Annotated in this window: 27 protein-coding genes and 1 pseudogene; 21 read left to right on the forward strand and 7 right to left on the reverse strand. The window is 52.4% G+C overall.

The annotated features are described in order from the left end of the window. The first annotated feature begins 23 nt into the window (after positions 1-23). The 10 genes and pseudogenes from atpD to GTU79_RS29645 all read left to right on the forward strand — a co-directional run bounded on the left by atpD (position 24) and on the right by GTU79_RS29645 (position 11,678). Positions 24-1,424, forward strand: coding sequence for a F0F1 ATP synthase subunit beta (gene atpD, locus GTU79_RS29600; RefSeq protein ID WP_214513604.1), 1,401 nt, complete (start codon positions 24-26; stop codon positions 1,422-1,424). A 1-nt stretch (position 1,425) separates the two neighbouring features. Then, positions 1,426-1,848, forward strand: a complete 423-nt coding sequence (locus GTU79_RS29605) for a F0F1 ATP synthase subunit epsilon (RefSeq protein WP_132924127.1) — start codon at positions 1,426-1,428, stop codon at positions 1,846-1,848. Between the two features lie 355 nt (positions 1,849-2,203). Continuing rightward, positions 2,204-3,583, forward strand: a complete 1,380-nt coding sequence (glmU, locus tag GTU79_RS29610) for a bifunctional UDP-N-acetylglucosamine diphosphorylase/glucosamine-1-phosphate N-acetyltransferase GlmU (RefSeq protein WP_203524216.1) — start codon at positions 2,204-2,206, stop codon at positions 3,581-3,583. A 173-nt stretch (positions 3,584-3,756) separates the two neighbouring features. Beyond that, on the forward strand, positions 3,757-5,589 hold the full coding sequence (gene glmS, locus GTU79_RS29615) for a glutamine--fructose-6-phosphate transaminase (isomerizing) (RefSeq protein WP_203524217.1): 1,833 nt from the start codon (positions 3,757-3,759) through the stop codon (positions 5,587-5,589). A gap of 480 nt (positions 5,590-6,069) precedes the next feature. After that, positions 6,070-7,108 (forward strand): annotated as a pseudogene (gene pstS, locus GTU79_RS29620) (phosphate ABC transporter substrate-binding protein PstS). 62 nt (positions 7,109-7,170) lie between these two features. After that, complete coding sequence (pstC, locus tag GTU79_RS29625; protein ID WP_132924122.1) at positions 7,171-8,130, forward strand: phosphate ABC transporter permease PstC; 960 nt, start codon at positions 7,171-7,173, stop codon at positions 8,128-8,130. Between the two features lie 20 nt (positions 8,131-8,150). Further along, positions 8,151-9,023, forward strand: a complete 873-nt coding sequence (gene pstA, locus GTU79_RS29630; protein ID WP_420854217.1) for a phosphate ABC transporter permease PstA — start codon at positions 8,151-8,153, stop codon at positions 9,021-9,023. A 39-nt stretch (positions 9,024-9,062) separates the two neighbouring features. Then, complete coding sequence (gene pstB / locus GTU79_RS29635; RefSeq protein ID WP_203524219.1) at positions 9,063-9,839, forward strand: phosphate ABC transporter ATP-binding protein PstB; 777 nt, start codon at positions 9,063-9,065, stop codon at positions 9,837-9,839. Between the two features lie 14 nt (positions 9,840-9,853). Further along, on the forward strand, positions 9,854-10,633 hold the full coding sequence (gene phoU, locus GTU79_RS29640; protein WP_203524220.1) for a phosphate signaling complex protein PhoU: 780 nt from the start codon (positions 9,854-9,856) through the stop codon (positions 10,631-10,633). 334 nt (positions 10,634-10,967) lie between these two features. Continuing rightward, positions 10,968-11,678: a hypothetical protein gene (locus GTU79_RS29645; protein ID WP_203524221.1), complete on the forward strand. Its 711-nt coding sequence runs from the start codon at positions 10,968-10,970 to the stop codon at positions 11,676-11,678. Between the two features lie 297 nt (positions 11,679-11,975). Here the strand turns inward: GTU79_RS29645 and yieH are convergent, their stop codons facing one another. Then, positions 11,976-12,644: a 6-phosphogluconate phosphatase gene (gene yieH / locus GTU79_RS29650; RefSeq protein WP_203524222.1), complete on the reverse strand. Its 669-nt coding sequence runs from the start codon at positions 12,642-12,644 to the stop codon at positions 11,976-11,978. 366 nt (positions 12,645-13,010) lie between these two features. Here yieH and GTU79_RS29655 point away from each other — a divergent pair, with 366 nt between their 5' ends. The 8 genes from GTU79_RS29655 (at position 13,011) to GTU79_RS29690 (ending at position 18,293) form a co-directional block, all read left to right on the forward strand. Further along, complete coding sequence (locus tag GTU79_RS29655) at positions 13,011-13,292, forward strand: PTS sugar transporter subunit IIB (RefSeq protein ID WP_132924117.1); 282 nt, start codon at positions 13,011-13,013, stop codon at positions 13,290-13,292. A gap of 3 nt (positions 13,293-13,295) precedes the next feature. Beyond that, entirely contained in the window at positions 13,296-14,669 is a 1,374-nt protein-coding gene (locus GTU79_RS29660; protein WP_203524223.1) for a PTS galactitol transporter subunit IIC, read from the forward strand. A gap of 5 nt (positions 14,670-14,674) precedes the next feature. Continuing rightward, positions 14,675-15,127, forward strand: a complete 453-nt coding sequence (locus tag GTU79_RS29665; RefSeq protein ID WP_214513605.1) for a PTS sugar transporter subunit IIA — start codon at positions 14,675-14,677, stop codon at positions 15,125-15,127. Positions 15,128-15,196: 69 nt separating this feature from the next. Continuing rightward, entirely contained in the window at positions 15,197-15,490 is a 294-nt protein-coding gene (locus tag GTU79_RS29670) for a DNA-binding protein (protein WP_253073456.1), read from the forward strand. Positions 15,491-15,654: 164 nt separating this feature from the next. Then, positions 15,655-16,689: a HoxN/HupN/NixA family nickel/cobalt transporter gene (locus GTU79_RS29675; protein ID WP_203524225.1), complete on the forward strand. Its 1,035-nt coding sequence runs from the start codon at positions 15,655-15,657 to the stop codon at positions 16,687-16,689. A gap of 135 nt (positions 16,690-16,824) precedes the next feature. Beyond that, entirely contained in the window at positions 16,825-17,538 is a 714-nt protein-coding gene (locus tag GTU79_RS29680) for a hypothetical protein (RefSeq protein WP_203524226.1), read from the forward strand. A gap of 164 nt (positions 17,539-17,702) precedes the next feature. After that, positions 17,703-17,936 carry a hypothetical protein gene (locus GTU79_RS29685; RefSeq protein ID WP_214513606.1) on the forward strand — a complete coding sequence of 78 codons (234 nt, stop codon included), beginning with the start codon at positions 17,703-17,705 and terminating at the stop codon, positions 17,934-17,936. 12 nt (positions 17,937-17,948) lie between these two features. Further along, positions 17,949-18,293 (forward strand): DUF3313 family protein, encoded by a 345-nt coding sequence (locus GTU79_RS29690; protein ID WP_214513607.1) that lies wholly within the window; start codon positions 17,949-17,951, stop codon positions 18,291-18,293. Positions 18,294-18,357: 64 nt separating this feature from the next. Here GTU79_RS29690 and GTU79_RS29695 read toward each other — a convergent pair whose 3' ends face one another. Then, the gene (locus GTU79_RS29695; RefSeq protein ID WP_203524227.1) at positions 18,358-18,579 is read right to left on the reverse strand and encodes a DUF378 domain-containing protein; all 222 of its coding nucleotides are present in this window, start codon (positions 18,577-18,579) and stop codon (positions 18,358-18,360) included. Between the two features lie 701 nt (positions 18,580-19,280). Here GTU79_RS29695 and GTU79_RS29700 point away from each other — a divergent pair. The 3 genes from GTU79_RS29700 to GTU79_RS29710 all read left to right on the forward strand — a co-directional run bounded on the left by GTU79_RS29700 (position 19,281) and on the right by GTU79_RS29710 (position 22,673). Next, positions 19,281-20,639: an aspartate aminotransferase family protein gene (locus tag GTU79_RS29700; protein WP_253073711.1), complete on the forward strand. Its 1,359-nt coding sequence runs from the start codon at positions 19,281-19,283 to the stop codon at positions 20,637-20,639. Positions 20,640-20,808: 169 nt separating this feature from the next. Then, the gene (locus GTU79_RS29705; RefSeq protein ID WP_214513608.1) at positions 20,809-21,789 is read left to right on the forward strand and encodes a peptidogalycan biosysnthesis protein; all 981 of its coding nucleotides are present in this window, start codon (positions 20,809-20,811) and stop codon (positions 21,787-21,789) included. After that, a complete protein-coding gene (locus tag GTU79_RS29710; RefSeq protein ID WP_203524230.1) occupies positions 21,786-22,673 on the forward strand; it encodes a hypothetical protein in 888 nt (295 codons plus the stop codon). Before GTU79_RS29705 ends, GTU79_RS29710 begins: the two co-directional genes overlap by 4 nt. Here GTU79_RS29710 and GTU79_RS29715 read toward each other — a convergent pair. From GTU79_RS29715 to GTU79_RS29735, 5 genes are read right to left on the reverse strand one after another with little or no spacing between them, the layout of a single operon-like run. Next, positions 22,670-23,893 carry a DegT/DnrJ/EryC1/StrS family aminotransferase gene (locus tag GTU79_RS29715; RefSeq protein ID WP_203524231.1) on the reverse strand — a complete coding sequence of 408 codons (1,224 nt, stop codon included), beginning with the start codon at positions 23,891-23,893 and terminating at the stop codon, positions 22,670-22,672. The two genes, GTU79_RS29710 and GTU79_RS29715, sit on opposite strands and share 4 nt — an antisense overlap. Next, positions 23,890-24,267, reverse strand: coding sequence for a DMT family transporter (locus tag GTU79_RS29720; RefSeq protein ID WP_203524232.1), 378 nt, complete (start codon positions 24,265-24,267; stop codon positions 23,890-23,892). The genes GTU79_RS29715 and GTU79_RS29720 overlap by 4 nt, the downstream gene beginning before the upstream one ends. Beyond that, positions 24,264-24,620, reverse strand: a complete 357-nt coding sequence (locus tag GTU79_RS29725; RefSeq protein WP_203524233.1) for an EamA family transporter — start codon at positions 24,618-24,620, stop codon at positions 24,264-24,266. The genes GTU79_RS29720 and GTU79_RS29725 overlap by 4 nt, the downstream gene beginning before the upstream one ends. A gap of 22 nt (positions 24,621-24,642) precedes the next feature. Then, positions 24,643-25,536, reverse strand: a complete 894-nt coding sequence (locus GTU79_RS29730; protein WP_132924105.1) for an alpha/beta hydrolase — start codon at positions 25,534-25,536, stop codon at positions 24,643-24,645. After that, on the reverse strand, positions 25,520-26,266 hold the full coding sequence (locus GTU79_RS29735; protein ID WP_203524234.1) for an MtnX-like HAD-IB family phosphatase: 747 nt from the start codon (positions 26,264-26,266) through the stop codon (positions 25,520-25,522). The genes GTU79_RS29730 and GTU79_RS29735 overlap by 17 nt, the downstream gene beginning before the upstream one ends. Positions 26,267-26,375 lie beyond the last annotated feature (109 nt).

A 26,375-nucleotide genomic window follows, 5' to 3' on the forward strand; every position in this document is an offset into this window, starting at 1 on the left:
ACGAATTACGTAGAGGATTCAAGATGGCTACTGGAAATGTTATCCAGGTTATCGGCGCCGTGGTTGACGTCGAGTTCCCGCAAGATGCCGTACCTAAGGTGTACAACGCGCTTGAAGTGGAAAACGGTGCCACCAAACTGGTGCTGGAAGTTGAACAGCAATTAGGCGGCGGCGTCGTACGTTGCATCGCCATGGGCACATCCGACGGTTTGCGCCGGGGCCTTAAAGTGACCAACCTGGAACGTTCGATTGAAGTCCCCGTGGGTAAAGCCACACTGGGACGTATCATGAATGTGCTGGGTCAGCCTGTTGATATGAAAGGCGATATCGGTGAGGAAGAACGTTGGTCAATCCATCGTCCGGCGCCGAGCTATGAAGATTTGTCGAGTTCCCAGGAATTGCTGGAAACCGGTATCAAGGTAATCGACCTGATGTGCCCGTTTGCGAAGGGCGGTAAAGTGGGTCTGTTCGGCGGCGCCGGTGTCGGTAAAACCGTTAACATGATGGAACTCATCCGTAATATTGCCATCGAGCATTCGGGTTATTCAGTGTTTGCCGGCGTGGGCGAACGTACCCGTGAAGGGAACGACTTCTACCACGAAATGACCGAATCCAACGTTATCGACAAAGTATCGTTGGTCTACGGCCAGATGAACGAGCCGCCGGGAAACCGTCTGCGCGTGGCGTTGACCGGGCTGACCATGGCGGAAAAATTCCGTGATGAAGGCCGCGACGTCCTGCTGTTTATCGATAATATCTATCGTTATACCCTGGCCGGGACGGAAGTGTCCGCACTGCTGGGCCGTATGCCGTCGGCGGTAGGTTATCAGCCGACGCTGGCGGAAGAAATGGGCGTGCTGCAAGAACGCATCACCTCCACCAAAACCGGTTCTATTACCTCCGTGCAGGCCGTTTACGTCCCGGCGGATGACTTGACCGACCCGTCTCCGGCAACGACCTTCGCCCACCTTGACGCCACCGTGGTATTGAGCCGTCAAATCGCTTCCCTGGGTATCTACCCGGCGGTTGACCCCCTCGACTCCACCAGCCGTCAGCTGGACCCGCTGGTGGTGGGACAGGAACATTACGACGTTGCCCGCGGCGTGCAATCCACTCTTCAGCGTTATCAGGAGCTGAAAGATATCATTGCCATCCTGGGTATGGACGAGCTGTCGGAAGACGACAAGCTGGTGGTATCCCGTGCTCGTAAGATCCAGCGCTTCCTGTCTCAACCGTTCTTCGTTGCCGAAGTATTTACCGGTTCGCCGGGTAAATATGTTTCCCTGAAAGACACGATTCGTGGCTTTAAAGGCATCATGGACGGGGAATATGATCACCTGCCTGAGCAGGCGTTCTATATGGTGGGTTCCATTGATGAAGCAGTGGAAAAGGCAAGAAACTGTAACGCTGTGAGAGGAGGGTGATATGGCTGCAAATACTTACCATCTGGATGTCGTCAGCGCGGAACAGAAAATGTTCTCCGGGCTGGTGGAAAAAATCCAGGTGACGGGGAGCGAAGGCGAGCTGGGTATTTATCCCGGTCATGCCCCGCTGCTCACTGCCATTAAGCCCGGTATGGTGCGTATCGTTAAAGAGCACAGCGAAGAAGAGTACATTTACCTGTCCGGTGGTGTGCTCGAGGTGCAACCCAGCATCGTTACCGTGCTTGCCGATACCGCTATTCGAGGCAAAGATCTGGATGAAGCGAGAGCGATGGAATCCAAGCGCATGGCGGAAGAGCATATCAATAATTCCCACGGCGACGTGGATTATGCTCAAGCCTCGGCTGAATTGTCGCGGGCTATGGCTAAATTGCGGGTTATTGAATTAACCAAACGGTCCATGTAATCAAGTCATCATCCATAAAAGGCCGGTCAACATGACCGGCCTTTTTTATTAAGGAGCCAGAAAATGTCCTTGATAGCGAATCTCAGTCACCTTTGCCGTCAGGTAAGGTTCTTAATTTCAGCCGCAAAATAAGTACGGCCTCCGAATCTCCCTATGGGGCCGCCATTGCTGTCAAAATAGCCTTTAATTTCCCTTCTTTTGCCCACGGATTGTTCAGCAGGCCCGGTTAAGGTTAATATTTTAGCTGGTACGGGTATTCTGCGGCCATATTGCATTTTTCTGACCAAAATATGTAGTAATCCCTGTTATGAACGGGTTTACTTTCGTCTATTGAATTTGATTCATCAGGATAGTTATGTCGAATCGAGCAATGAGCGTGGTGATACTTGCCGCGGGTAAAGGCACCCGCATGTATTCTGATCTGCCTAAGGTGTTGCACCCCCTGGCGGGAAAACCGCTGATTAGCCATGTTATCGATGCCGTTAGTACGCTAAACACCGAACATATCCATCTGGTTTACGGTCATGGCGGCGAATTATTACGGGAGAGGCTGGCGGACGGCGGTTCCCGATTGAGCTGGGTGCTGCAATCCGAGCAGCGTGGCACGGGACACGCGGTACAGCAGGCGCTGCCCTATTTGCTTGATGATGAAGATGTGCTGATCCTGTATGCCGATGTTCCGCTTATCGCTCCCGAGACCCTCAAGCGTTTGCTGGCGGCCAAACCGGACGGCGGTATCGGCCTGTTGACCGTGACGCTGGACGATCCTTCCGGCTATGGGCGCATCGTGCGTGAAAACGGGCAGGTTACCGGCATCGTGGAGCAAAAGGATGCCTCGGAAGAGCAGCGCCGGATTAACGAAATCAATACCGGCATTATGGTGGCGGCGGGGGTGGATCTGAAGCGCTGGTTAGGTTCGCTGAACAATAATAATGTGCAGGGCGAGTATTACCTCACCGACATCATCGCCATGGCCTGGCATGAAGGACGGCAAATCAATACCGTGCAGCCAGGGCGGCTGTGGGAAGTGGACGGTGTGAATAACCGCCGCCAGCTGGCGGTGCTGGAGCGGGCCTATCAGCAGCAGCTGGCGGAGGAGCTGTTGCTGGCCGGCGTCATGATTTGCGATCCGGCCCGCTTTGATCTGCGCGGTGAACTCAGGCACGGACGCGACGTGACCATTGATACCAATGTGATTATCGAAGGCCGCGTGGCGCTGGGCAATAACGTGGTCATCGGCACAGGCTGTGTCCTGAAGGATTGCGATATCGGCGATAACGTGGTCATCAGCCCCTATTCGGTAATAGATGGCGCCATATTAAGCGCCAATGCCTCCGTCGGACCGTTTGCCCGGCTGCGTCCCGGTTCGGAACTGGGAGAAGGCGCCCATGTGGGCAACTTTGTCGAAATGAAAAAAGCCCGGCTCGGCAAAGGCTCGAAAGCCGGACATTTGAGTTATCTCGGTGATGCCGAGATTGGCGCCGCGGTGAATATCGGTGCCGGCACCATCACTTGTAATTATGACGGCGCCAATAAGCATCAGACTATCATCGGCGATGACGTTTTTGTCGGTTCGGATACTCAACTGGTGGCACCGGTTACCGTAGCCAAGGGGGCGACCATCGCCGCTGGCACCACCATAACCTGCGATGTGGGTGAAAACGAGCTGGTGCTTAGCCGGGTGAAGCAAACGCATATCAGCGGCTGGCTGCGGCCGGTCAAGAAAAAAAAATAATACATACATCCTAAATAGTTCGAGTTGCAGGAAAGCCAACGCGCCTGCAACGTGAAGTATGACAGGTATAACAATACCCCGCTCTACAGGCTCGGGGAAACCGGATAACCGGAATCGGTCGGATCAACGATATCGAAACGGCTCGTCAGGGCCGTTCATTAGGAATAACACAGATGTGTGGAATAGTAGGTGCAGTAGCCCAACGTGATATTGCTGAAATACTGTTGGAGGGGTTACGCCGGCTGGAATATCGCGGCTATGATTCCGCGGGTTTGGCGGTGGTGGATAATCAGGGACAGTTGCAGCGTCTGCGCCGGGTAGGCAAGGTCAGCGCGCTGTCCCGGGCGGTGGAGGAACATCCCCTGGCCGGAGGCACCGGGATAGCCCATACACGTTGGGCCACCCACGGCGAGCCGTCGGAATCCAATGCTCACCCCCATGTCTCGGAACATATCGTGGTGGTGCATAACGGTATCATTGAAAATTTTGAATCCCTGCGCAGTGGCTTGATAGAACGGGGATACCGTTTCGCTTCCGAAACCGATACCGAAGTGATCGCCCATCTGGTCCATTGGGAACAGTCGCAGCACGGCGGTACGCTGGCGGAAGTGGTATTGCGGGTTATCCCGCAACTACGCGGCGCTTACGGCACGGTTATCATGGACAGTAAAGACCCCAGCGTGCTGGTGGCCGCACGTTCGGGCAGTCCGCTGGTGATAGGTCGCGGCGTGGGTGAGAATTTCCTGGCTTCCGATCAGTTGGCCCTGTTGCCGGTCACCCGGCGCTTTATCTTTTTGGAGGAAGGGGACGTTGCCGAAGTCACTCGCCGTACCGTGCGGGTGTGGGACATCCAGGGCAATCCGGTGGAACGGGAAGAGATTGAATCCCAGGTGAAATACGATGCCGGTGATAAAGGCCTCTATCGCCATTACATGCAAAAAGAGATTTTTGAACAGCCGCAGGCCATCAAAAATGCTCTGGAAGGCCGGTTCACTCACGGCGAAGTGACCCTGCCGGAGTTGGGCGAAGAGGGGAACAAGCTGTTATCGCAGGTGAAATATGTTCAGATTATCGCCTGCGGAACCTCCTTTCATTCCGCCATGGTGGCGCGCTATTGGTTTGAAGCGCTGGCCGGCATGCCCTGCGATGTGGAAATCGCTTCTGAATTCCGTTATCGAAAATCCGCCGTGCGGCCCGGCAGTCTGCTTATTACCCTTTCCCAGTCGGGCGAAACCGCCGATACCCTGGCGGCGTTGCGTCTGACCAAAGGCCTCGGTTATCTGGGGTCGCTTGCGGTGTGTAACGTGCCAGGTTCGTCACTGGTGCGGGAGTCCGATTTAGCGCTGATGACCAAAGCCGGCACCGAAATCGGCGTGGCGTCCACCAAGGCCTTCACGACTCAGCTCACGGTGCTGCTGATGCTGGTGGCCCGTATCGGCCGACTGCGGGGCATTGACGGGGAGGTTGAGCGGCAGATTGTTCATGCCCTACAGGCCCTGCCGGCGCGCATTGAGCAAATGCTGGCGCTGGATAAGACCATCGAAGCGCTGGCGGAAGGATTTATGGATAAACATCACGCCCTGTTCCTGGGACGGGGAGCTTTATATCCTATCGCCATGGAAGGAGCGCTGAAGTTGAAGGAAATATCTTATATCCATGCCGAAGCCTATGCCGCGGGTGAATTAAAACACGGTCCGCTGGCGCTTATTGATAGCGAAATGCCGGTTGTCGTGGTGGCGCCAAATAACGAGTTACTGGAAAAACTGAAATCAAATATTGAGGAAGTCCGCGCCCGGGGCGGCCAACTCTATGTCTTTGCCGATCAGGACGCCGGTTTTATCGATGACGACACCATGACGATAATTCCGTTGCCCCATGTGGAGGATATCGTTGCGCCGATTTATTACAGTGTCCCCTTGCAGCTATTAGCCTATCACGTAGCTTTGATCAAAGGCACCGATGTTGATCAACCGCGTAATTTGGCGAAATCAGTTACTGTCGAATGATAATCTAACATCCGCAGCCTATATGAGGGCTGCTTTTATAATCTGTAGCTGAATAGATCCGGTATGCTCTTCAAAAGCATACCGGATTTTTCAGGCCAAAATCGTTATCTAACGGATTTATCGAAACCGCCGATACTTAGGGCCGTTTTTTCGTTGTTTATCAGAACCAGGCTTCCCGCATTGCCCCGACATTAAAGGAATCAAGGTGCTTTAATCTTAACAAGTAAAAGAGAATTGCCGTTCTATGTTGGTGGTTGTGCATTCCCAACATCATGAGCAATGACATCCTATATTCATAATTCGCTTGGCACCGCAGCCAATCCTAACTATATTTGAATCGCGTATTTTAGAATGAATCCAGTCATAAAATGTCACATTACTGACATGTGACTGTCACCTAATTGTCCTATTTTCCTTCCTGCAGCTCTATAATTAAAGAAAGCGGCCTCTGGCCGATTTTAATATCCCACAGGAGGGATTATGAAACAGATGCATACAGCCGTTGCCAGCCTTGTTGCAGCTACATTCGCCTTGGCGAGTTTTTCTTCGTTTGCTGCTGCCAGTCTGACCGGCGCCGGCGGTACTTTCCCTGCCCCGGTTTATGCTAAATGGGCCGACACGTACCAAAAGAAACCGGCACTAAAGTCAACTATCAAGGTATCGGTTCCTCTGGCGGCATTAAACAAATTGAAGCGAATACCGTTGATTTCGGCGCATCCGACGCCCCTTTAAGCGATGCTGATCTAAAATCAAACGGCCTGTTCCAGTTTCCCACCGTTATCGGCGGGGTCGTGATGGCGGTGAATATCCCCGGCATCAAATCCGGCCAGCTGACCCTGGACGGCCATACCCTGGGTGAAATCTATCTGGGTAATATCAAAAATGGAACGACCCGGCCATCACCAAACTTAATCCGGGCGTTAAGCTGCCCGACCAGAATATCGCCGTGGTTCGCCGCGCTGACGGTTCGGGTACTTCTTATGTCTTCACCAGCTATCTGGCCAAAGTCAATGATTCCTGGAAACAGAAGATTGGCGCGGGCTCCACTGTTAACTGGCCGGTGGGACTGGGCGGTAAAGGCAATGACGGCGTAGCCGCTTTCGTTCAGCGTTTACCCGGCGCCATCGGTTATGTTGAATATGCTTACGCCAAGCAAAACAACCTGCCTTACACCAAGCTTATCTCCGCCGACGGCAAGCCGGTCGTGCCGAATCAGGATAACTTCAGCAACGCGGCCAAGGGCGCTAACTGGAAGGAAACGTTCGCTCAAGACCTGACCAATCAGAAAGGCGATAATGCTTGGCCTATCACCTCCACAACCTTCATAATGATACACACCGCGCAGACCAAGCCGGAACAGGCGAAGGAAGTCTTCAAATTCTTCGACTGGGCTTATAACAAGGGCGGTGAGCAGGCCAATGCCCTTGACTATGCTACCCTGCCCAAAGACGTAGTTGCCCAGATTCGCGCCGCATGGAAAGCGAATATCAAAGACACCAACGGTAATGCGCTGTACTAAGCAAATGTGTTTCTTCCCTTCCTTGATGGGAAGGGAATACGAACCCACTGAAAGAGTATCCTATGGCTGACAATATGCCGGTACAGCATGCCCCCGGTAAAAAAGGCGACCTGATTTTCGGTACGTTGGTCAGACTTGCCGCCCTCATTACGCTGTTAATGTTGGGCGGCATTATCGTCTCGCTGATTGTTGCCTCATGGCCGAGCATCGAAAAGTTCGGTTTTGCATTTCTCTGGACCAAGGAGTGGGATCCACCCGGCGAGCAGTTTGGCGCGCTGGTGCCCATTTACGGTACGCTGGTAACCTCTTTCATTGCTTTGCTGATAGCCGTGCCGGTGAGTTTCGGCATCGCGCTGTTTCTGACTGAATTGGCGCCTGCCTGGTTAAAAAGACCGCTTGGCGTGGCCATTGAATTATTGGCTGCCATCCCGAGCATTGTTTACGGCATGTGGGGCCTGTTTGTCTTCGCACCGCTCTTCGCTCAATATTTCCAACAACCCCTGGGCGACGTATTGTCCAATATTCCCTTTGTCGGAGTATTGTTTCAGGGACCGGCGTTCGGCATAGGTATTCTGGCGGCGGGCATTATCCTGGCCATTATGATCATTCCCTATATTGCCGCCGTGATGCGCGATGTGTTCGAGCAAACGCCGGTAATGATGAAAGAGTCGGCCTACGGGATCGGCTGCACCACTTGGGAAGTTATCTGGCGCATCGTGCTGCCTTTCACCAAAAACGGCGTTATCGGCGGCGTTATGCTGGGCCTGGGGCGTGCGTTGGGCGAGACCATGGCGGTGACGTTTATTATCGGCAATACCAACCAGTTAACCAGTATTTCCCTGTTTATGCCCGGCAACAGCATCACCTCGGCGCTGGCGAATGAATTCGCGGAAGCGTCGGCCGGCCTGCATACCGCGGCGCTGATGGAACTGGGGCTGATTCTTTTTGTTATCACCTTTATCGTCTTGGCCTGCTCCAAGTTCATGATCATGCGTTTGGCGAAAAATGAGGGCGTGAAATAATGGCCACTGTCGAACATCAGATGACCCATACCCCCTCGCAAATGGAAGCCCGGCGTAAAAGACAGGCCTGGCGCCGCCAGAAAAACCGGTTGGCGCTGTTTTTATCGCTCATCACCATGGCGTTCGGCCTGTTTTGGCTCTGCTGGATTTTATTGACTACGTTAAGCCGCGGTTTCGAGGGATTGTCGTGGTCTTTGTTCACCGAAATGACCCCGCCGCCCAATACCGCCGGCGGCGGTCTGGCCAATGCCCTGGCGGGCAGCGGCTTATTGATCCTCTGGGCGACTATCGCCGGCACGCCGCTGGGCATAATGGCCGGGATTTACCTGGCGGAATACGGACGTAAATCCTTTCTGGCGGAGGTGATTCGGTTTATCAACGATATCCTGCTGTCCGCGCCTTCCATTGTTATCGGTCTGTTTGTTTACACCCTGGTGGTGGCGAAAATGGAGCATTTCTCCGGCTGGGCCGGCGTGATTGCCCTGGCGCTTTTGCAGGTGCCCATCGTTATCCGCACCACGGAAAATATGATGCGGCTGGTGCCCGATACCATGCGTGAAGCCGCTTATGCCCTCGGCACGCCGAAATGGAAGATGATCTCAGCCATTACGTTCAAGGCGTCTATTTCGGGTGTTATCACCGGCGTGCTGCTTGCGGTGGCGCGTATCGCCGGCGAGACGGCGCCGCTGCTGTTTACGTCGCTCTCCAACCAGTTCTGGAGCACTGACCTGATGCAGCCCATCGCCAACCTTCCGGTCACCATATTCAAGTTCGCCATGAGTCCGTTTCCCGAATGGCAACAGCTGGCTTGGGTAGGGGTATTGCTGATTACCCTGTGCGTTTTGCTGTTGAATATCATCGCACGGATCATTTTTGCCACAAAAACCAACTAAGAGTCAGGCGCCGACGCGTCTTTGAAAGAGAGAGTGTGCATGAGCAGGATAAACAACGCCACCGACAGCAAAATACAGGTCCGCGATCTGAATTTTTATTACGGCAAATTCCATGCGCTTAAAAATATCAGTCTTGATATTGCCCGTAATCAGGTGACAGCATTTATCGGTCCATCCGGTTGTGGCAAATCCACCCTGTTGCGCACCTTCAATAAAATGTACCAGCTTTATTCTGATCAGCGTGCGGAAGGGGAAATTCTGCTGGATGGGGAGAATATTCTTACCGATAAGCGCGACGTGTCTTTATTGCGCGCCCGCGTCGGTATGGTTTTTCAGAAACCGACGCCTTTCCCTATGTCAATTTATGACAATATCGCCTTCGGGGTGCGTTTATTTGAGAAGCTGTCCAGAACGGAAATGGAAGAACGGGTACAGTGGTCGCTGACAAAGGCGGCGCTGTGGAACGAGACCAAAGACAAGCTGCACCAAAGCGGCTACAGCCTGTCCGGCGGTCAGCAGCAACGTTTATGTATTGCGCGGGGCATTGCCATCCGGCCGGATGTTTTGTTGTTGGATGAGCCCTGTTCCGCGTTGGATCCTATCTCCACCGGGCGCATTGAAGAGCTGATTTCAGAATTGAAAACGGACTACACCGTGGTGATTGTCACTCATAATATGCAACAGGCAGCGCGTTGCTCGGATCACACGGCATTTATGTATCTCGGCGAGTTAATCGAATACAGCGATACTGACAGTATCTTTACCGCTCCAAAGAATAAACAAACCGAAGATTATATTACTGGCCGCTATGGTTAATCACGGGATATATCATGGAAAATCTGAATCTTAATAAACATATCTCCGGCCAGTTTAACGCTGAACTGGAGCACATCCGCACTCAGGTCATGGCCATGGGCGGTCTGGTGGAGCAACAGCTCACCGACGCCATCAGCGCCATGCACAGTCAGGATGAGGAGCTGGCCAAACGGGTAGTGGCCGGCGACGTTAAAGTGAATATGATGGAAGTGTCCATTGATGAGGCCTGCGTGCGCATCATTGCCAAACGCCAGCCCACCGCCAGCGATTTGCGGCTGGTGATTTCCATCATCAAAACCATCTCCGAACTGGAGCGTATCGGCGACGGGGCTGACAAGATTTGCCGTACCGCCCTGGAAAAATATTCCCAGCAGCACCTGCAGATGCTGGTGAGCCTGGAGTCGCTGGGCCGTCATACCATTCAAATGTTGCATGATGTTTTGGATGCGTTTGCCCGCATGGATTTGGATGAAGCCATCCGGATTTATCGGGAAGATAAAAAGGTGGATCAGGAATACGAGGGCATTGTCCGTCAGCTGATGACCTATATGATGGAAGATCCGCGCACCATACCGAGCGTACTCACCGCCCTCTTTTGCGCCCGATCCATTGAGCGTATCGGCGACCGCTGCCAGAATATTTGCGAATATATCTTTTACTTCGTCAAAGGACAGGATTTTCGCCATGTGGGCGGCGATGCGTTGGAAACATTGCTGACCGGTACCGGCAGGGATGTGCCCAAAGACCTAGCGGCGCAGGCGCCTGATGAGAATCCCATCCCGCCGACAGAATAAAGGTCACGGCTTACCATTGCTGATTATCAAACCTGTTGACCAGCAATGGGAGCTCCGCCCGTCGTGAGTTCACCAGCCTTATCTTTGTTAAATGATTAAATGACCCGATCATATCAATGCCGCCGGCGTACGCTGTCCGTTACCACGGGCACCCAGCGTTAGATAATTGCAGCAAAATAGAAAATGGAAGCTAGGCTTTGCCTGTTGTCTATTGATTAATGCCTATTCTGATAATATTAAGACTTGTACCGTGAAATCACCTAAACGTTTTAGCATTTTGTCATTATATGTCACGGCAGAGATGGATAGGGTAATTAATACTTAAAGGATTATTATGGGAAATATCTTTACAAGAAATGTGCACTCATCCGCGAATAATTCCGAAGAGTTGAATAAAAATCGTAGCCATCAAACCTCATTCGCTGGCCTCAACAATGTGCGTGCTAGTCAATCTTCCTTGAGTTCAACTTCAACTTCCTCTGACACAGAGTATGGCCGTTACCTGACGCCGGCTCAATGCTTATTACTTCCACTGATATGTTTATGTGCAAGTATTGAAGATGGCTGCCTGCGAATATCCTTCGCGACAAAAAAACGCTTCGGTAAAGCACAGAATATTCCTAAGCTGAATCAGGATTCCATTGAACTGGTACGAGGAATTATTGAAAAATTCAAGGTTAAATTGCCAAATGCTAACGATAGCAAACATGGCATAGAGTTGTTTGTGTTTTATATTGGTATCATTGTAAAACGGCTGGCTGATCCGGCCTTTCCTCATGATCCTGGAGGCTACATCAGGAAATGCGCCTCGGATATTTTGCATGAGTATCCTAAGCATCCGGGCTTGGGAATGCTGATTTATGTTGAAAAACACTACTTTGATCACAAACACTACTGCCATAATCAACGACACTTTGGTTCAGCGATTATATCCTTGGCGGCGCATAAGGGCGAAATGCTCTTTACACGTTACAATGGTGAACGGTATGCCTCTATGGATAATTTAAGATTTTATCTAAGATGGAATGTGGACGACAAAATTTGATTCGAATTATCTAGTATAAGTAGATAGTTAATTGACCTCGCAGAGTTTAATCCTCCGCGTATTTGTAATTGGCTGCTCGTCGTGCCGATTAATGTTTCCAGCTCGCTCACCCCAGCCACTTACCTATTTTACCAGAAGTAGTAAAGCTCCTGGTGATTGATGAACCTCATCCCTGAGGTTCACCCTGCGGGCCAGCGGTTGCGCTGTTCAACTCTATTCCAAACAGATTTGTCGCTGCGTTGCCTCCTTCCTGCAACTCGAATTATTTTGAGTATATACATATATTGGAGGTGATGACTAATTGCGGGTAAGCGCCCATCCGCGTGTGCGCCATAATTCCGATAGCTGGCTCATGGCATCGAAGCGGGTCACCAGCGGATGGTGGATGGGCGGATTAAGGGGATCGGCGCAGTAATAGAACACCGGAATACCGGCGGCAATACCGGCCTGGGTTCCGGCGGCGGAATCCTCCACCAACAGGCATTGATTCACCGGCACCTGTAATTGGGCGGCGGCATGGTAAATAATGGCCGGGTCCGGTTTCCACCGTTGCAGATCGTAGCCGCTGTACAGCCGGTTTTTGAAAAAGGGTAGTAATTCCGTCAGCCCAAGGGAGTGCTGCATTTTGCTCACCGGTCCGTTGGATACCACCGCCAGCGGTACGATTATCTGCTGCAACAGTTCTCGGATTCCATCGATAGGCACCAGGCGCTCATCAAACAGACGCGCCACTTCGGCACGATACTCGGTTTCCAGTATGTCCACACGCTGATACAGCGGGTACCGCTGTTTAACGCGATCGATGATTTCGTAGAGTTTTATCCCTTTGAATTCTTTGACGACCTGTTCCAGAGTGATGTGAATACCGTATCTGGCGAACAAAATGACATAGGCTTCGCAGCAGAGAATCTCGCTGTCCACCAGCGTGCCGTCGCAATCAAACAATACGCATGAAATATCCGTCATTACCCCTGGCCTTTTATCAGCATTCATCGCTCTGAATAATACTTTACCTCATTGCGCCGCGGAAAGGATCGTTAATAACCGCGGGCCGGCCGGCGCGGCGCGGCCAGGGCCGGCAATAAGAACAGCGGGCGGAAGGGACCGCTTTGGCGGAGCCGATGATGTGCCTTAAGGGTAATTCTACACACTGTTATTATGATAATAATAGCCATCTAAAATAATAAATACTTATAAATCAATAGATAAATTAATAATCTATGACTCATGATCCATTTTATGTGTTTTATGTGTGTAAAATTACACACTGATCACATTTACTATTCACTTAACATGTTTTAATCATTCCACCTCTTCAAGCCGGGAATTAACATGAAACATATGATGATCTGCTGTGGCGCGGGCGTGGCAACCAGTACCGTGGCGTTAAAAAAACTGGAAGCCTATCTGAAAAGCGAGAACCTGCTGGACAAAGTGCGCATCTCTCAGGGCACGGTGGCGGAAGCCATTACCCACAGCGATCTGGACTTTATCGTTTCCACCTCGCCGGTAAAAGTCTCCGTTCCGGTAATAAATGCCTTGCCCCTGCTGACCGGCATGGGTGCCGATAAAGTCTTCACTAGCGTTAAAGCGTTGATTCTCGCTGAGGGTTAAGCCATGTTTATCATTGATTACATTGTCGGCATGGGCGCATCGGTAATGATGCCGCTGATTTTTATCATACTCGGCCTGATATTGCGGTTATCCATATCGAAATCCATAAAAGCCGGTTTGATGGTGGGGATTGGTTTTATTGGATTGAGCATTACCGTTAATCTGATGATCGATTCCTTAACACCGGTGAGTAACGCCATCGTCCAGCGCTTCGGTCTGCATCTCACCGTATTGGATATGGGCTGGCCCGCCGCCGCGGCCGTCGCCATGGGAACCCGGGTGGGCGCGCTGGTGATACCCGTCTGCGTGGCTATTAACGTTTTGATGCTTTATACCAAAACCACCCGGATCCTGAACGTGGATATTTGGAATTTGTGGCATCATGCCTTTACCGGTTCGCTGGTGGCGATTATCACCGGCAATCTCTGGCTGGGAGTATTGGCCGCCGGCCTCAACTGCATCGTTACCATGGTGATTGCCGACCGGACTACCGCTGATGTGGAAAAGTACCTGAATTTACCCGGCATTTCGGTGCCGCATGGTTTTTCAGCCTCTTTTGTTCCCGCGGCCTGGCTGGTGAACGCCATCGTTGATCGAATTCCCGGCGTGCGCGATATTAAAATCGACACCGACGTTATCCAGAAACGACTGTCCATTTTGGGCGATCCCGCCTGCCTGGGGGCGATTATCGGCGCTATCCTGGCCATTATCGCCGGTGTCGATGTGAAGTCTGTTTTGCAAACCGCCATTACCATGGCGGCGGTAATGACCATCATCCCCCGCATGGCCAAGATGCTGATGGAGGGAGTCTATCCAATCAGTGAACGTATTCAGGAAATCGCGCAATCCCGGGCAGGCTCGTTCGGCCGGATTTCCATCGGTCTTGATTCCGCCGTAAGCGTCGGCCATCCGGTAACCTTGTCGGTTTCCATGTTGATGATTCCCATCATGCTGATCCTGGCGGCTATTATACCGGGCAATGAATTTCTGCCCTTCGCCTCCCTTACCGGGCTGCCGTTCGCTTTCGTGCTGGTTACCGCCGTGTGCCGCGGCGATATGTTCCGTACCCTGCTTAACGGGCTGATCACCTTGAGCCTGGCGCTGCTGATTGGTACCGCCCTGGCGCCGTTGGTGACCAGTACAGCCATCAGTACCGGTTTCTCGTTGCCCCACGGCGCCACCAGCATCAGCAGCGTCGATTACGCCGGCGCCATGCTGCCCTGGGTGATCATCAAGGGTTTCTATTTCAAAACCATCGGTATCGCCGTGTTGATAATCTGCGCCCTGCTGTTGGCGCTGTGGAACCGTAAAAAAATCAGGCTTGAGGACCAGGAGCTGATGCAATCCGAGTCGACTCAGGCGAGCATAGGGGAATAACCGGCATGTTCAGCGTAAATCGTATATTCACTATTAACCGGCCGATAAGCCGTACCGACCTGCTTACCCAGATGGCGAAAAGCCTGCATGAAGATGGTTTCGTCAAGGAAAGCTTCTTGCAGGGGGTGCTGGACAGGGAAGCGGAGTACCCCACCGGAATCGATATGGAAACCCACAGTATCGCCATTCCGCATACTGAATTCGAGCACGTTAATAAAACAGGCTTTGCCGTCGCCATCAATCACGCCGGGGTGGAATTTCACCGCAGCGATGAGCCGGACAGCGTAGTGAAGCCAACGGTGGTGGTGTTGATGGCTATCGATCCCAGCTGCGAAAAAGTGGCGGTCATTCAGTCGCTTTTTGCGCCGCTGTCGGATATTGAGCAGGGTAACAAAATCGCTAGAAAATCGCCGCCGGAAAACGCAAAGTTGTTCACTGAAGCTATCAGTACCCGGTAGAATGACCACATGGGACCTCACTCGACCGGATAGCGACGTCAGAGATATGCGATGTTAAGAATAAGCCAAGTGATTGAAATCGCGATGGTCAGTCGCAAGACTATCTATAACGCTATCAACAGTGGGCGGTTGAAATATCAATTGGTGCAGCTGGATAACCGTCAGGTACGGATGTTTGAAGAAAACGACGTGCTTGACGCCTTTCCCAAAGCCAATCGCGCCTCACTGGAAGTACAGGCACTGCATCAGGAAATAGCGTCACTCAAATTCGCGCTGGCTGAATTGCAAAAAGCCGTTGAGGCCATGGATCCCGCCGCCCAGGTGGAAATGATCTCCCCCAAGCCGAAAAAGAACAGGCCTTGATGAGCTGTTCAAACCCTGTTTTCTGACCGGTACGCCGCCGCGCTCCCTCGGTAAAATTGCCTCGTTCCTATACTTTAGCCATGTAAGATCAAAAAATAATTATTATGAATGGCGTATTTTATGTTATCCATTTTGCTGGGTGACCTTTATCAATAGGCTACATAATGACTAACGTTAAACAAACCGGCGCTAAAAAGAGGGCACTTTCCCTGCTGGCGCTGTTGCTGGCGGCCAATATCATCGCCTGGGCGTGGGCCTTGCTGGTTTTTAAGCATAACGCCGCCCTGATAGGCGCAGCGCTGCTGGCATACAGTTATGGTTTACGCCATGCGGTGGATGCGGATCATATTGCCGCTATAGATAACGTTACACGCAAGCTGATGCAACAAGGCCAGCAACCGGTATCCGTCGGCGCCTATTTTTCGTTAGGCCATTCCACTATTGTGCTCATTGCCTGCGCCGCCATCGCGGCGACGTCCTTGGCATTTCAGGGACAGATGGGGTGGATACATGACTATGGCGGTATTATCGGCACCCTGGTTTCGGCTTTTTTTCTGCTGACTGTCGCCCTGATAAATTTAGCGATCCTGCGTACCGTTTATAAAACCTTCCAGCGCATCAAAAAAGGTGAGGCTGTCAGCGGTCTGGATATTGATACGCTGGCGGCAGCAAACGGTGGCCTGATGACGCGGATATTTCGTTTCGCCTTTAGATTCGTTAATAAAAGCTGGCAAATGTACCTGGTGGGCTTTCTGTTCGGATTGGGATTTGATACCGCCACTGAAGTGGGACTGCTGGGAATATCCGCTGCCGGCGCGACGTCGGGAATGTCCCTCTGGTCGATAATGGTGTTTCCGGTACTGTTCGCCAGCGGCATGGCGCTCATCGACTCGCTGGATAATTTCGTGATGGTGGGCGCGTATGGCTGGGCTTTCACCAAACCGGTGCGCAAGCTTTATTACAATATGACCATTACCGCCACCTCGGTCATTATCGCGCTGTTTATCGGCGGCCTGGAAACGCTGGGACTGATTGCCGGCCAGTTTGATTTGCATGGTGGTTTCTGGGATCTCATCGCTTATCTCAACGACAACATGGGCAATGTCGGTTATTGGGTGATCGGGCTCTTTATCTGCTTCTGGATTATTTCGGTCCTAAATTTCCGCTGGAGAAAATACGATAGCCTGGCGGTCCTTTAATAAGTATATGAAAGATTAATGTTTTGCTGTTTAACGAGCGTTTAGCCATAAGCCGATAAAAAATAGCTACTTCCCGAGAAGTATGGTGTTTATTACCCTTCTCCTTTCGGGCGTTAACCAGCAAAGGATTGATCAATGAAAGTGTCTAATCTGAATCTTCCGAAGCCCTCTCTTCATATTACTTCATCCGACAACGCCGTGGCCGCGGAGAAGGGTTCGTTTATCGCCAGACTACGCCGGATCGGACAGACATTAGCGGCACTGGCGTGCCGCTTTTTCTTAACGGGCCGGGATACTTTGCTCCGTATTAAAAATTCGGTACCGGCGATAATGTTGAATACCCTGAACGCCGTCGGCAATTATCTCTCGGATGCTTTTGATAAAACGTTAAGCCGGCCAGTGCTTGTACCGTCCGTGGAGCCGCCCTTGTTTGCTTTAGATAAACGGGACCGGGAGATTGCCGAAAAGATTATTGAGGAATTCGCGATTCCATTGGCATCGGAGTGGGAAAGAAAAAACGGCATGGCCGGCAGCATTGAAAAACTCATCTATCGTATCGGTATAGCCCTGAACCGTCTGGCGACTTCCTCTCGTAATGAACGTTCTGTAAGCCGCGCTAAACGGGAGGCGAAATTTCTCGATGACCAAAAATTTCCCGGTCTGGCAATGTTGATGTATCTATATAAGAATCGGGTTGGGGAAGGGTTTTTTGAAAGCCTGTTACTGTCCCAAGCGGGAAATTTCGGCGAACGGTATAAGACGGATAACCAAAGTGCACAGCACCAACAGGCCGTTCACGCTCTGGAAATATTATGGTCGATCATTATCGCTCAGCGCCCGGCTCCTTAGTGTTGGGCTTCTTCAGTGATTCAACGCCGCCCGCATTGATGGCATGAACAAACGCCAATAATGATGATTTATCCGCCGGTTAAAGGGTATTTCCAGGGTGTTTAATGAGCAGGTATAGTCGATAATGAATCGGTAACCGTGTTGATAAGGCGTGGAGCTTGCAGATGAGTCGATTTTGTACGGATAGGCCCCCGTTTTTCACCTCCGGACTGTGGTTGGGCGTTGCCGTGCTGTTTTTGTCCGCCTGCGGGACTACCATGACCACCAGGCAGAGCGGTTTTCTAACCGATTACCAGCGCCTGTCGCCGGTTTCAGCGAAAGGAGAACGTTCGCTTAAGACGCCGGTTGCGTTGAATCCGGCCCGTACCGCTATTACGGCGGTGGGAAGGGGCGGGTAAAAACGCACCGCCTTGCTGGCTGCGTTACGGACCGATCTACAGCATCAGCTTGAGCTTTTACCCCAGTCTCCTGATGGCCGGCCCGCCGAGGTGCGTGCCGCCATTACCGATGTTTCCACCGTCTCTCCGTCGTTGAATGTGCTGAGTACCGCCATGTTTGCCGCGCCTCTGGAACGGGGCGGCGCCGCGGTGGAAATAGAGGCTGTGGAAACCGGCAGCCATCGGCAGCTGGCCGCCTTAAGTCTGGGATATTACGCGCCATTGAGCGATTTAAAAGCGCGGTACAGCAAACTGGCGCCGGCGCAGATCGCCCTGGACAAAGCCGCCGGCGATTTCGGCCCGCTTTTACACCCCTGAGGATTGAACAATGGCGGGAACGAAAATACGCCGGCGCTTGAGAGCACGCCAAGCCGGCTCGCCGTTAATGGCTCTGGTGATGATGCTGAAGTAAGCCGACGCGAGGGATAAACGTTAACGCATATAAGGCGCAAATGCCGACGATGGTATATACCACGCGCGCCAAGGTGGCTTCTTGTCCGCCAAAAATGGCGCCCACCAGATCATATCTGAACAACCCCACCAGTAGCCAGTTCAACCCGCCAATAATCAATAATACCAATGCAACCATGCTCAATGCTTTCATACGACCTCCTGCTATAAAAATAAAAGTTAACAACGACAAGTAACGCTAAATAACCTTATTACTCCTTCGTAAAAGAATAAAAGTTAATGATAAATTCAGTATACATTCAATAATTGTTCACAACTTGATTAACAGGACAGAACATATGTCTTCAAATGCTTGGCAGGGTGAGACAAGTACAAACCAAATACTTATCTTTTCCTCAGCCTGTTTACCCTTTTTTACTTAATTCGCATAGCATATAGGCGTTCCATGCCATGAGGAAAGAAAGAGACATCATGTGAGGCCCGACACGTTGCCCGTTTCAGAACTGGTTGCGCCATGGAATAGCCGGGTTGAGAAGAAAACCCGCATCTTTACCGACAGACGGTAGCGGCGGCGAAGGAGTGAAAGCTTGTCATTTCTCGCCAAAATGTAATAAATACTCACAGTTTTAATTTTTTAAATCCTTAAGGTTAATAAAAGAAGTGTGATGTATCCTATTGTTATTTATTGGTTTTATGAGTATTTTCTTGCCCTGCCGGAAATCGTTGAAATGTCATTAGAGAAGCGAATTATAAACGGCACTACAACATGATGTTGGATTCAGCCACTCCGGTTTTATTTGCTCGATATAATAACTTCCACTAAACATAATTAGCCATATTGCCAAGTTAATTCTTGGCCGGAGATGTAATGTTATGACGCTTTCTGAAGCACAGATGTTGGAAGATGAAGCAAAGTACTGTTCATTTGGAGACACAGTCCATTATGTGAATCCGCCTAAGATTTTCCAAAGATGTCAGGGCAGCTATATATTTGATGGACATGACATACCTTACCTTGATCTGCAAATGTGGTACTCCGCGGTCAACTTTGGCTATGCTAATCCGCGGCTGGACAATGCCTTAAAAAATCAGATCGATGTGCTACCGCAAATCGCCAGCCAATATCTGCATCCGACGAAAATTGAACTCAGTAAAATCATTGCCCAGGACATGGAAAAGAAATTCGGCCTGCCGGGACGTGTCCATTACAATGTAGGCGGTTCACAATCCATTGATGACTCACTGAAACTGGTGCGTAACTTTTGCAACGGCAAGAGCCGGATGTTCGCCTTTGAAGGCGGCTATCACGGACGGACGCTGGGTGCTTCCGCCATTACTTCCAGCTACCGTTATCGCCGCCGGTTCGGCCACTTCGGCGAAAGAGCGCAGTTTATCCCCTTCCCTTACCCCTTCCGGCGCCAGAAAGGCTTGTCGCCGGAAGAGTATGCGGACAAATTGATCGCTGATTTTGCCCGTCTGTTTGAAAACGAGTATCACGGCGTGTGGGATCCGAAAGTGCGGCAAGCCGAGTTTGCCGCATTTTATATCGAACCCATCCAGGGTACCGGCGGCTATATTATCCCGCCGCGCAACTTCTATAAGGGCTTGAAAAAAGTACTGGACGATCACGGTATTCTGCTGGTGGTGGATGAAATTCAGATGGGCTTTTACCGCACCGGTAAATTGTGGTCCATAGAACACTTTGGTATTACCCCGGACGTGCTGGTATTCGGTAAAGCGCTGACCAACGGCTTGAATCCGCTGGCAGGTATTTGGGCTCGTGAAGAAATGATCAATCCGGTGACCTTCCCGGTAGGTTCTACCCATTCCACTTTTGCTTCTAACCCGCTGGGTACCGCCGTCGGTCTTGAAGTCATGCACATGCTGGCGGAAAAAGATTACGAAACCCAGGTTATGAACAGCGGCGCCTATTTCCTCGAAGGGCTGAAAGCGCTGCAACTCCGCCATCCGGAAATTGGCGATGTGGACGGGCTGGGCCTGGCTCTGCACGCTGAACTTTGCGAAGCCGACGGTTTTACGCCGAACAAAGCGCTGTTGGACAAAATGGTGGACATCGGCCTGTCCGGCACCCTGGATTATAAAGGCCAGAAAATGGGCCTGGTATTGGATGTGGGCGGTTATTACAAGAATGTCATCACTTTCGCGCCGTCGTTGGAAATCAGCAGGTGCGAAATCGATCAGGCTATGGAACTGCTGGATCAATTAATTAGTCGTGCGAAACGCGAACTGTAAGCGTACGTGGTAAAAAGCGCACATCGGTGCGCTTTTTTTTGAATGTTGATTTCGGACGCGACTTATGACTGGCCATAGTCGCCCGGGGGTTATTTATGTAAACAATATAGAACCCCAGGCGCTCATCTTGAATTTTCACCGGTATCCACCGGTCGGTTTTAACGTCCGGATGTCAGAAAGTGGACTGCCGTATTTTTCCACCCGGTTTGATTTACTGACCACGATGGATAAAGACGTGCTTATAAAATTGCTTCGCTGGCCCGGATCTGGTTTATGGCGCCGGTGGCTCAGTGTCGATACCAATTTTATCGGCACCATCGTCAATGAATATTCGCCTTTCCCGGCCGATGTTACGCCGCAGGCATTATCCGGATGGATCCAACGCCATTGCGCCGGGGAAAAAAAAATCACCATCATTAAAGATGTACCGCAGAATTCACCGTTGCTGCAAGATCGGGATAATCATTATTCCCAAGCGTTGATAGCTGAATGTACCGGCCGTGGATTTATAAAGGTGGAGGGGCAGGCGTTAGCCTATGTGCCCATTGATTTTAAGGATGTAGACGACTATTTGTCGCGCTTATCCCATAGCCGTCGGCGCAATATTCGCCGTAAGCTGCGCAGCAGGCGGGATTTACGGCTGGAAGTGTTGCACACCGGCGATAATCGCTTTCACGATGCGCTTTGGCGGCAACGGCTTTATACACTTTATCAGGCGGTCTATGACCAAAGCGAAATTCATTTTGATTTGCTCAGCGCGGATTTTTTTGCCGGGCTGCTGCTGGATGCCAATAGCGGCGGGCGGGGATTCTGCTACTGGATGGGGGAGGAATTAGTGGGGGATAATCTGTGCTATCAATGGGGTGATAAGCTGATCGATAAATATATTGGTTTAAATTATCCCTTGGCATTAGAGTCTAATCTTTACGTTGTGAGCTGGTTTGCCAATTTGGAATATGCCCTTGAAAACAGATTGCGTTATTATGTGGCGGGCTGGACCGACCCCCAGGTAAAAGCCGATCTCGGCGCCCAATTCACCTTTACCGTTCATCTGGCGTGGGTGCGTAATCCTCTGTTGCGCCGGGTTTTAAACCGGTTTCGGCACTATTTTGAAAGCGATACGCGCTGGCATCAGGATAGACTATCATGACCCAGTCTCGACCGCCGTTGATTCTGAATTTTGATGATTCAGTGACGCTGGAAAATATCGACAGCGCTGTGCACATTCCTTTGCAAGACTGGCAGGAAAGCATCCGTTTCGGCTGCCGCTGGCCGCGGTTCCAACAGCTGGTCGCCGCGCTGGAACAACAGCTTGCCGTTGATTATGGCTGTGTATTCACCGGCAGCGGCGATTACCATCACCTGACGCATCTGTTATTGCAGCGCCAGGTTAAACAGCCGCCGTTCCAGCTCGTGATTTGTGATAACCATCCGGATAATATGCGATATCCTTTCGGTATCCATTGTGGATCTTGGGTATATTGGGCCAGCTTGCTGCCGCAGGTTGAGCATATTCATGTTCTGGGTATCGGTTCATCGGATATCGCTCTCGGCCATGCCTGGGAGAATCACTGGCGGCCATTGATGAGAAAAAAACTCTCCTATTGGAATATCAATGTGGACACCGGCTGGCTTAATTGGCTGGGAGCAAAGGACAGCAGTCGTCGTTATAACGATGCCGATGGATTGATGACGGATTTTTTATCGCGCTTTCGCTCCGGCAGCCGGCAATCGGTTTACCTCTCCATCGATAAAGATGTGCTGAGTCCTCAGGTGGTGAATACCAACTGGGATCAGGGATCGTTTCAGGAACGGCATCTGAATGAATTGATTGATGCCTGCCGGGGACGGCTTATCGGTGCTGATATTACCGGGGAAGTGTCGGTTTACCGTTATCTGAGCTGCTTCAAGCGTTGGCTCAGCGCCGCGGACGGACAGCGGGAACCCTCCATTGCCGAGGCGCTGGCCTGGCAGCAACGGCAAAATCAGCTGAACCAGCGGCTGCTTGAGCGGATAAACGGCTGTTGGAATTAACCCAGTGCAGCCCGCAATTGCGCCAGTACCCGTCCGAACATGTCGTCGGAGAGCCATGGGCTGTTAGTGATGGACAGGCCGCGGGTCGCAAGGGCTTGCGCGTTGGGAGACAACAGCTTCGGCTGTAAAAAAGACGTTACCGCCGGGTAGCCCGCCAGGGTGTGAATAAACAAGCGGGTCACGCCCAATCCCGAGGTCCAAAGGCTCTCCATTGCCGCATCACGCGTTTTATTATCCGGCATCAGCAACAGAATAAACGGCCAGGTGCCCTGCTTGTCCGGCGAATCCGCCACGACGCCGACACCCGGTAATTGCCTTAACAAATCGACCCGACGCAGGGCGCGTTCTCGCCCCTGGCGGAGAAAAGCGGGCAATCGCGCCAGCGCAGCGGCGGCGACCCGCTGCCGGTAACGCCCGAGGGTGTGCAATGGGATTGCCTGCGCTGAAAAATCATCCCCCACCGCCGCCACCATATCGCCATTGGCCAGGGCGCGTCGCAGCGGTTTACCATAGACATAATACAGGCCGTGGGGCCGGTAAAACACCGTATATCCCCACAGCCCGGCGATCCGCTTCAGCTCCCAGCCGATGCTGAACGCCAAATCCTGCCGGCATTGCCGCTGTAAGGCCAGGTTCAGCTCGGGATTGCTGCTGAACAGCACGCCGCCTTCCGCGGTAGTCAATCCTTTCCCCAGAGCCATACTGAAAAAAGCGATGTCGCCTTTGAGCCCTACGCTGCGGCCTTCATCCAGGGCCCCCATCGCCTGGGCGGCATCCTCGATTATCGCGGCCCCGGCCTTTGCCGTTATGGACCGTGCGCTGTCCACATCGGCCACCCGGCCGGCAAGGTGCGTTACCACCACCGCCAGCGTTTGTTCATCGCACAGCGACGCCAGCTGCCCGGCGTCCAGACTGATGCCGCCAGGCGCAAGATCGCAGGGAACAACGCGCAAAGGCGGACAGAAATGAACGGCCAGCGCCACCAGGGGACAGGTATATGCCGGAACTATCAAGGCGGTCCGTCCGGGCAAGCGCTGCTGCAATACCCGCAGCGCCACGATCAGGGCGGCAGTCCCGGAACAGGTGAGTGCGGGGAGGGGAATTGACAGCTGTTGCGCCAGGCCGGCGGCCAGATTGCCGGATAAAGCCAGAAGATCGCTCCATTGCGCGGGTAGGCCGGCGGTGGGCGGAATTTCCACCAAGGGAGGGAAGCGCGTCACGAAACGGCGGTCTCGCCTTTGGCCAGGCAGAGGATGCCCGATAATATCAGCAGGCCGCCGATGGCCTTTACCGGATTGAGCTGGTCGTCAAATAGCCAGACGGACACCAGGGTGACGCTGATAATTTCAAGATGCGACGCGGCAAAGGCCGGCCCCACCGGGGCATATTTCAACAGGGTCATCCAGGTAAAAAAAGCGCCGATGTAACCGATAAAGGCGCCGTAGATCCACGGATGGCCGAACACGCGAACCAGCCATTGGACATCCATCATCAGCGGCGCGGCGTGCAGCGAGGCGTATTTAAAGCTCACCTGGGCCAGGGTATCAAACAGCATCAGCGCCAGGAAGCCGAACACATAAAAGCGTTTCATCATTCGATACCCACAACCAAAACACCGCAGGCGATAAGCAAAATGCCTATCAGCCGCCATTTGCTCAGGCTTTCCTTGAACCAAATGCGGCCGACTACCATGATGGCTACAATATTGATTGAGCCCAGCATGACCCCAACCGACAATGGCACCAGCGACAAGAAGGCCAGCCACAACAGGAATTCGAATACATAGCTGAAAATACCGACCCAAATCCATTTATGGGACAGCATATGGCGCCAATGGGCCAGGCCGGAATAGGCTGTACCGGACAATGCGGCGGCTTTGAAAGCCAGCTGGCCCAGCGTATCCACCAGCACGTTCATCACCCATAGAAGAATGGTTAATTTGCTCATGACCTGGTCTTGTATCCCTTTGTCATGCGCTCTGCATCGTCGAATTCAGCCCTGCCTGCAGGCCCGGGACGCTAAGCTGGCTGCCGCCGTTACGATCCGTCTGCGGAACGTTTTGCTGAATGAAGGTTATGGAACGGGATACCAGCTCCCGTCGGTCGTTATCAATAGTAATCATATGGTAGCTGTTTTTCAGCAGTACCATCTTCACCGGCCCGCGAACGTTATCACGTACCAGTTCGCCGTTGCGGCGATGGGCGATATCGTCATTTTCCGCATGCATAATCAAGCAGGGCGAGGTTATCCGGTGCAGCGAGCGGCGCACGTTCCGCGTCAGGTAAACCAGCTGGCTCAAGGAAGGCCAGGGGTTGCCCGCCAAACCGGCCGCGCCGCTGTCGCCGCTTAACATGCTTTGGGAAATTTTACGGCGCAGCTGCTCGTTGCGTATGCCGTAGGGCGGCTCTTCGTTGAAGATACGGCGGCGGCCGAGATGGAGTATATCCGTCATTATCAGGAACCCCGGCGCCAGTATTCGCGTAATGAGCGGAACCGTCCAGCCGTCGAAGCGGAACGTCGCGCCGTACACCAGCACGCCGCGGGTGCGCTCTGGAAAATCGGATGCATATTTCAGCGCAAGTACCGCCCCCATCGACAGGCCGCCGACATACAGATAATCAACCTGCGAGCGCAGTTTCTCCGCGGCGTCGATAACGCTTTGGTACCAGTCTTTCCAATTGGTGGCGATGAGATCGTCCACATCGCCGCAATGGCCGGCCAGCTGCATGCCGTAGACGGTAAAACCGGCCCGATTGAATTCCCGCCCCACTCCCCGCATTTCGGTGGGCGTACCGGTCAGGCCATGGATCAACAGAACGCCGATGTTGCCGCCTTCCAGCATAAAATCATGATGGTTGATCACACATCCCCCGGATCATCAACTGCTCCATGGGCGCCAGATAGGCGCTCTCCCGCTGCTGCAAAAGCCGCTCCAGCTCGGCGGGGGCCTGGGAAAAGTCCTTCATGGCGGTAAAGGGAACGCCCATCCGCCGGCATTCGGCAACCAGGCTGCCTTTGGCGAAAACATGATCGGCGATTTGCGAGACACAGAAATCCGAGCGCCCGTCGCCAATCATTAAAAATTTATCCGGCGCCACGGTTTTTGCTATGCCGCATTTACATACGCCGCTTGCCTTCAGGCAATTGGCGTTATGATAGGGGAACTCCAGCGCCCAGCGCCGTTCGCTCACCTGCCGCAAACGGTTGGCCATCACCGGTATGCCGCTTATGCCGTGGGTTTGCAAAATATGATTAATCGCGTAGTCCAGTCCGTCGCTGACGATATGCAACGGTATGTTTTGCCGGCGGGCATAAGCGGCGAATTCGGCAAACCACGGATCGATGGCCAGGGTGGCAAGGCATTCGTTCAGCTCAAGGCGGGAGGTATCCAACAGGGCAATTTGCCCTGCCATGCATTCCCGCGAGCCTATCTCGCCGTTTTCCCATCGCTGCTCCAGCGCCTGCCAGCCCGGCATGCCAAACGCATCCAATAAGGTATCGGTGACGTCTTTGAAACTGATGGTTCCGTCGAAGTCGCACAACACCGTCCATGACGGTAATCGCGGGATTGATTGAATGGATCTTGTTGCCATATATACAGCTATTAGCTCTGAAAGGGAGACGGTGGTAAAAGAGCTACTCAGCCCCGGGAGCAATGAGGAGCTTGCATTCATTGAATTCAGCGGATGCCGGGTATTTTAC

The sequence above is a fragment of the Sodalis ligni genome (genome assembly GCF_016865525.2).
In the GTDB taxonomy this organism is placed as follows: Bacteria; Pseudomonadota; Gammaproteobacteria; order Enterobacterales; family Enterobacteriaceae; genus Acerihabitans; species Acerihabitans ligni.

Coding starts and splice junctions, on each gene's coding strand:
- GTU79_RS29700 (WP_253073711.1), top strand. CDS start 19,281: ATGTTGGAAGATGAAGCAAAGTACTGTTCATTTGGAGACACAGTCCAT.
- glmU (WP_203524216.1), top strand. CDS start 2,204: ATGTCGAATCGAGCAATGAGCGTGGTGATACTTGCCGCGGGTAAAGGC.
- GTU79_RS29655 (WP_132924117.1), top strand. CDS start 13,011: ATGAAACATATGATGATCTGCTGTGGCGCGGGCGTGGCAACCAGTACC.
- GTU79_RS29605 (WP_132924127.1), top strand. CDS start 1,426: ATGGCTGCAAATACTTACCATCTGGATGTCGTCAGCGCGGAACAGAAA.
- GTU79_RS29720 (WP_203524232.1), bottom strand. CDS start 24,267: ATGATGAAACGCTTTTATGTGTTCGGCTTCCTGGCGCTGATGCTGTTT.
- GTU79_RS29710 (WP_203524230.1), top strand. CDS start 21,786: ATGACCCAGTCTCGACCGCCGTTGATTCTGAATTTTGATGATTCAGTG.
- yieH (WP_203524222.1), bottom strand. CDS start 12,644: ATGACGGATATTTCATGCGTATTGTTTGATTGCGACGGCACGCTGGTG.
- GTU79_RS29685 (WP_214513606.1), top strand. CDS start 17,703: ATGAGTCGATTTTGTACGGATAGGCCCCCGTTTTTCACCTCCGGACTG.
- GTU79_RS29680 (WP_203524226.1), top strand. CDS start 16,825: ATGAAAGTGTCTAATCTGAATCTTCCGAAGCCCTCTCTTCATATTACT.
- GTU79_RS29645 (WP_203524221.1), top strand. CDS start 10,968: ATGGGAAATATCTTTACAAGAAATGTGCACTCATCCGCGAATAATTCC.
- GTU79_RS29660 (WP_203524223.1), top strand. CDS start 13,296: ATGTTTATCATTGATTACATTGTCGGCATGGGCGCATCGGTAATGATG.
- phoU (WP_203524220.1), top strand. CDS start 9,854: ATGGAAAATCTGAATCTTAATAAACATATCTCCGGCCAGTTTAACGCT.
- glmS (WP_203524217.1), top strand. CDS start 3,757: ATGTGTGGAATAGTAGGTGCAGTAGCCCAACGTGATATTGCTGAAATA.
- GTU79_RS29665 (WP_214513605.1), top strand. CDS start 14,675: ATGTTCAGCGTAAATCGTATATTCACTATTAACCGGCCGATAAGCCGT.
- GTU79_RS29695 (WP_203524227.1), bottom strand. CDS start 18,579: ATGAAAGCATTGAGCATGGTTGCATTGGTATTATTGATTATTGGCGGG.
- GTU79_RS29705 (WP_214513608.1), top strand. CDS start 20,809: ATGTCAGAAAGTGGACTGCCGTATTTTTCCACCCGGTTTGATTTACTG.
- atpD (WP_214513604.1), top strand. CDS start 24: ATGGCTACTGGAAATGTTATCCAGGTTATCGGCGCCGTGGTTGACGTC.
- pstA (WP_420854217.1), top strand. CDS start 8,151: ATGACCCATACCCCCTCGCAAATGGAAGCCCGGCGTAAAAGACAGGCC.
- GTU79_RS29735 (WP_203524234.1), bottom strand. CDS start 26,266: ATGGCAACAAGATCCATTCAATCAATCCCGCGATTACCGTCATGGACG.
- GTU79_RS29675 (WP_203524225.1), top strand. CDS start 15,655: ATGACTAACGTTAAACAAACCGGCGCTAAAAAGAGGGCACTTTCCCTG.
- pstB (WP_203524219.1), top strand. CDS start 9,063: ATGAGCAGGATAAACAACGCCACCGACAGCAAAATACAGGTCCGCGAT.
- GTU79_RS29725 (WP_203524233.1), bottom strand. CDS start 24,620: ATGAGCAAATTAACCATTCTTCTATGGGTGATGAACGTGCTGGTGGAT.
- pstC (WP_132924122.1), top strand. CDS start 7,171: ATGGCTGACAATATGCCGGTACAGCATGCCCCCGGTAAAAAAGGCGAC.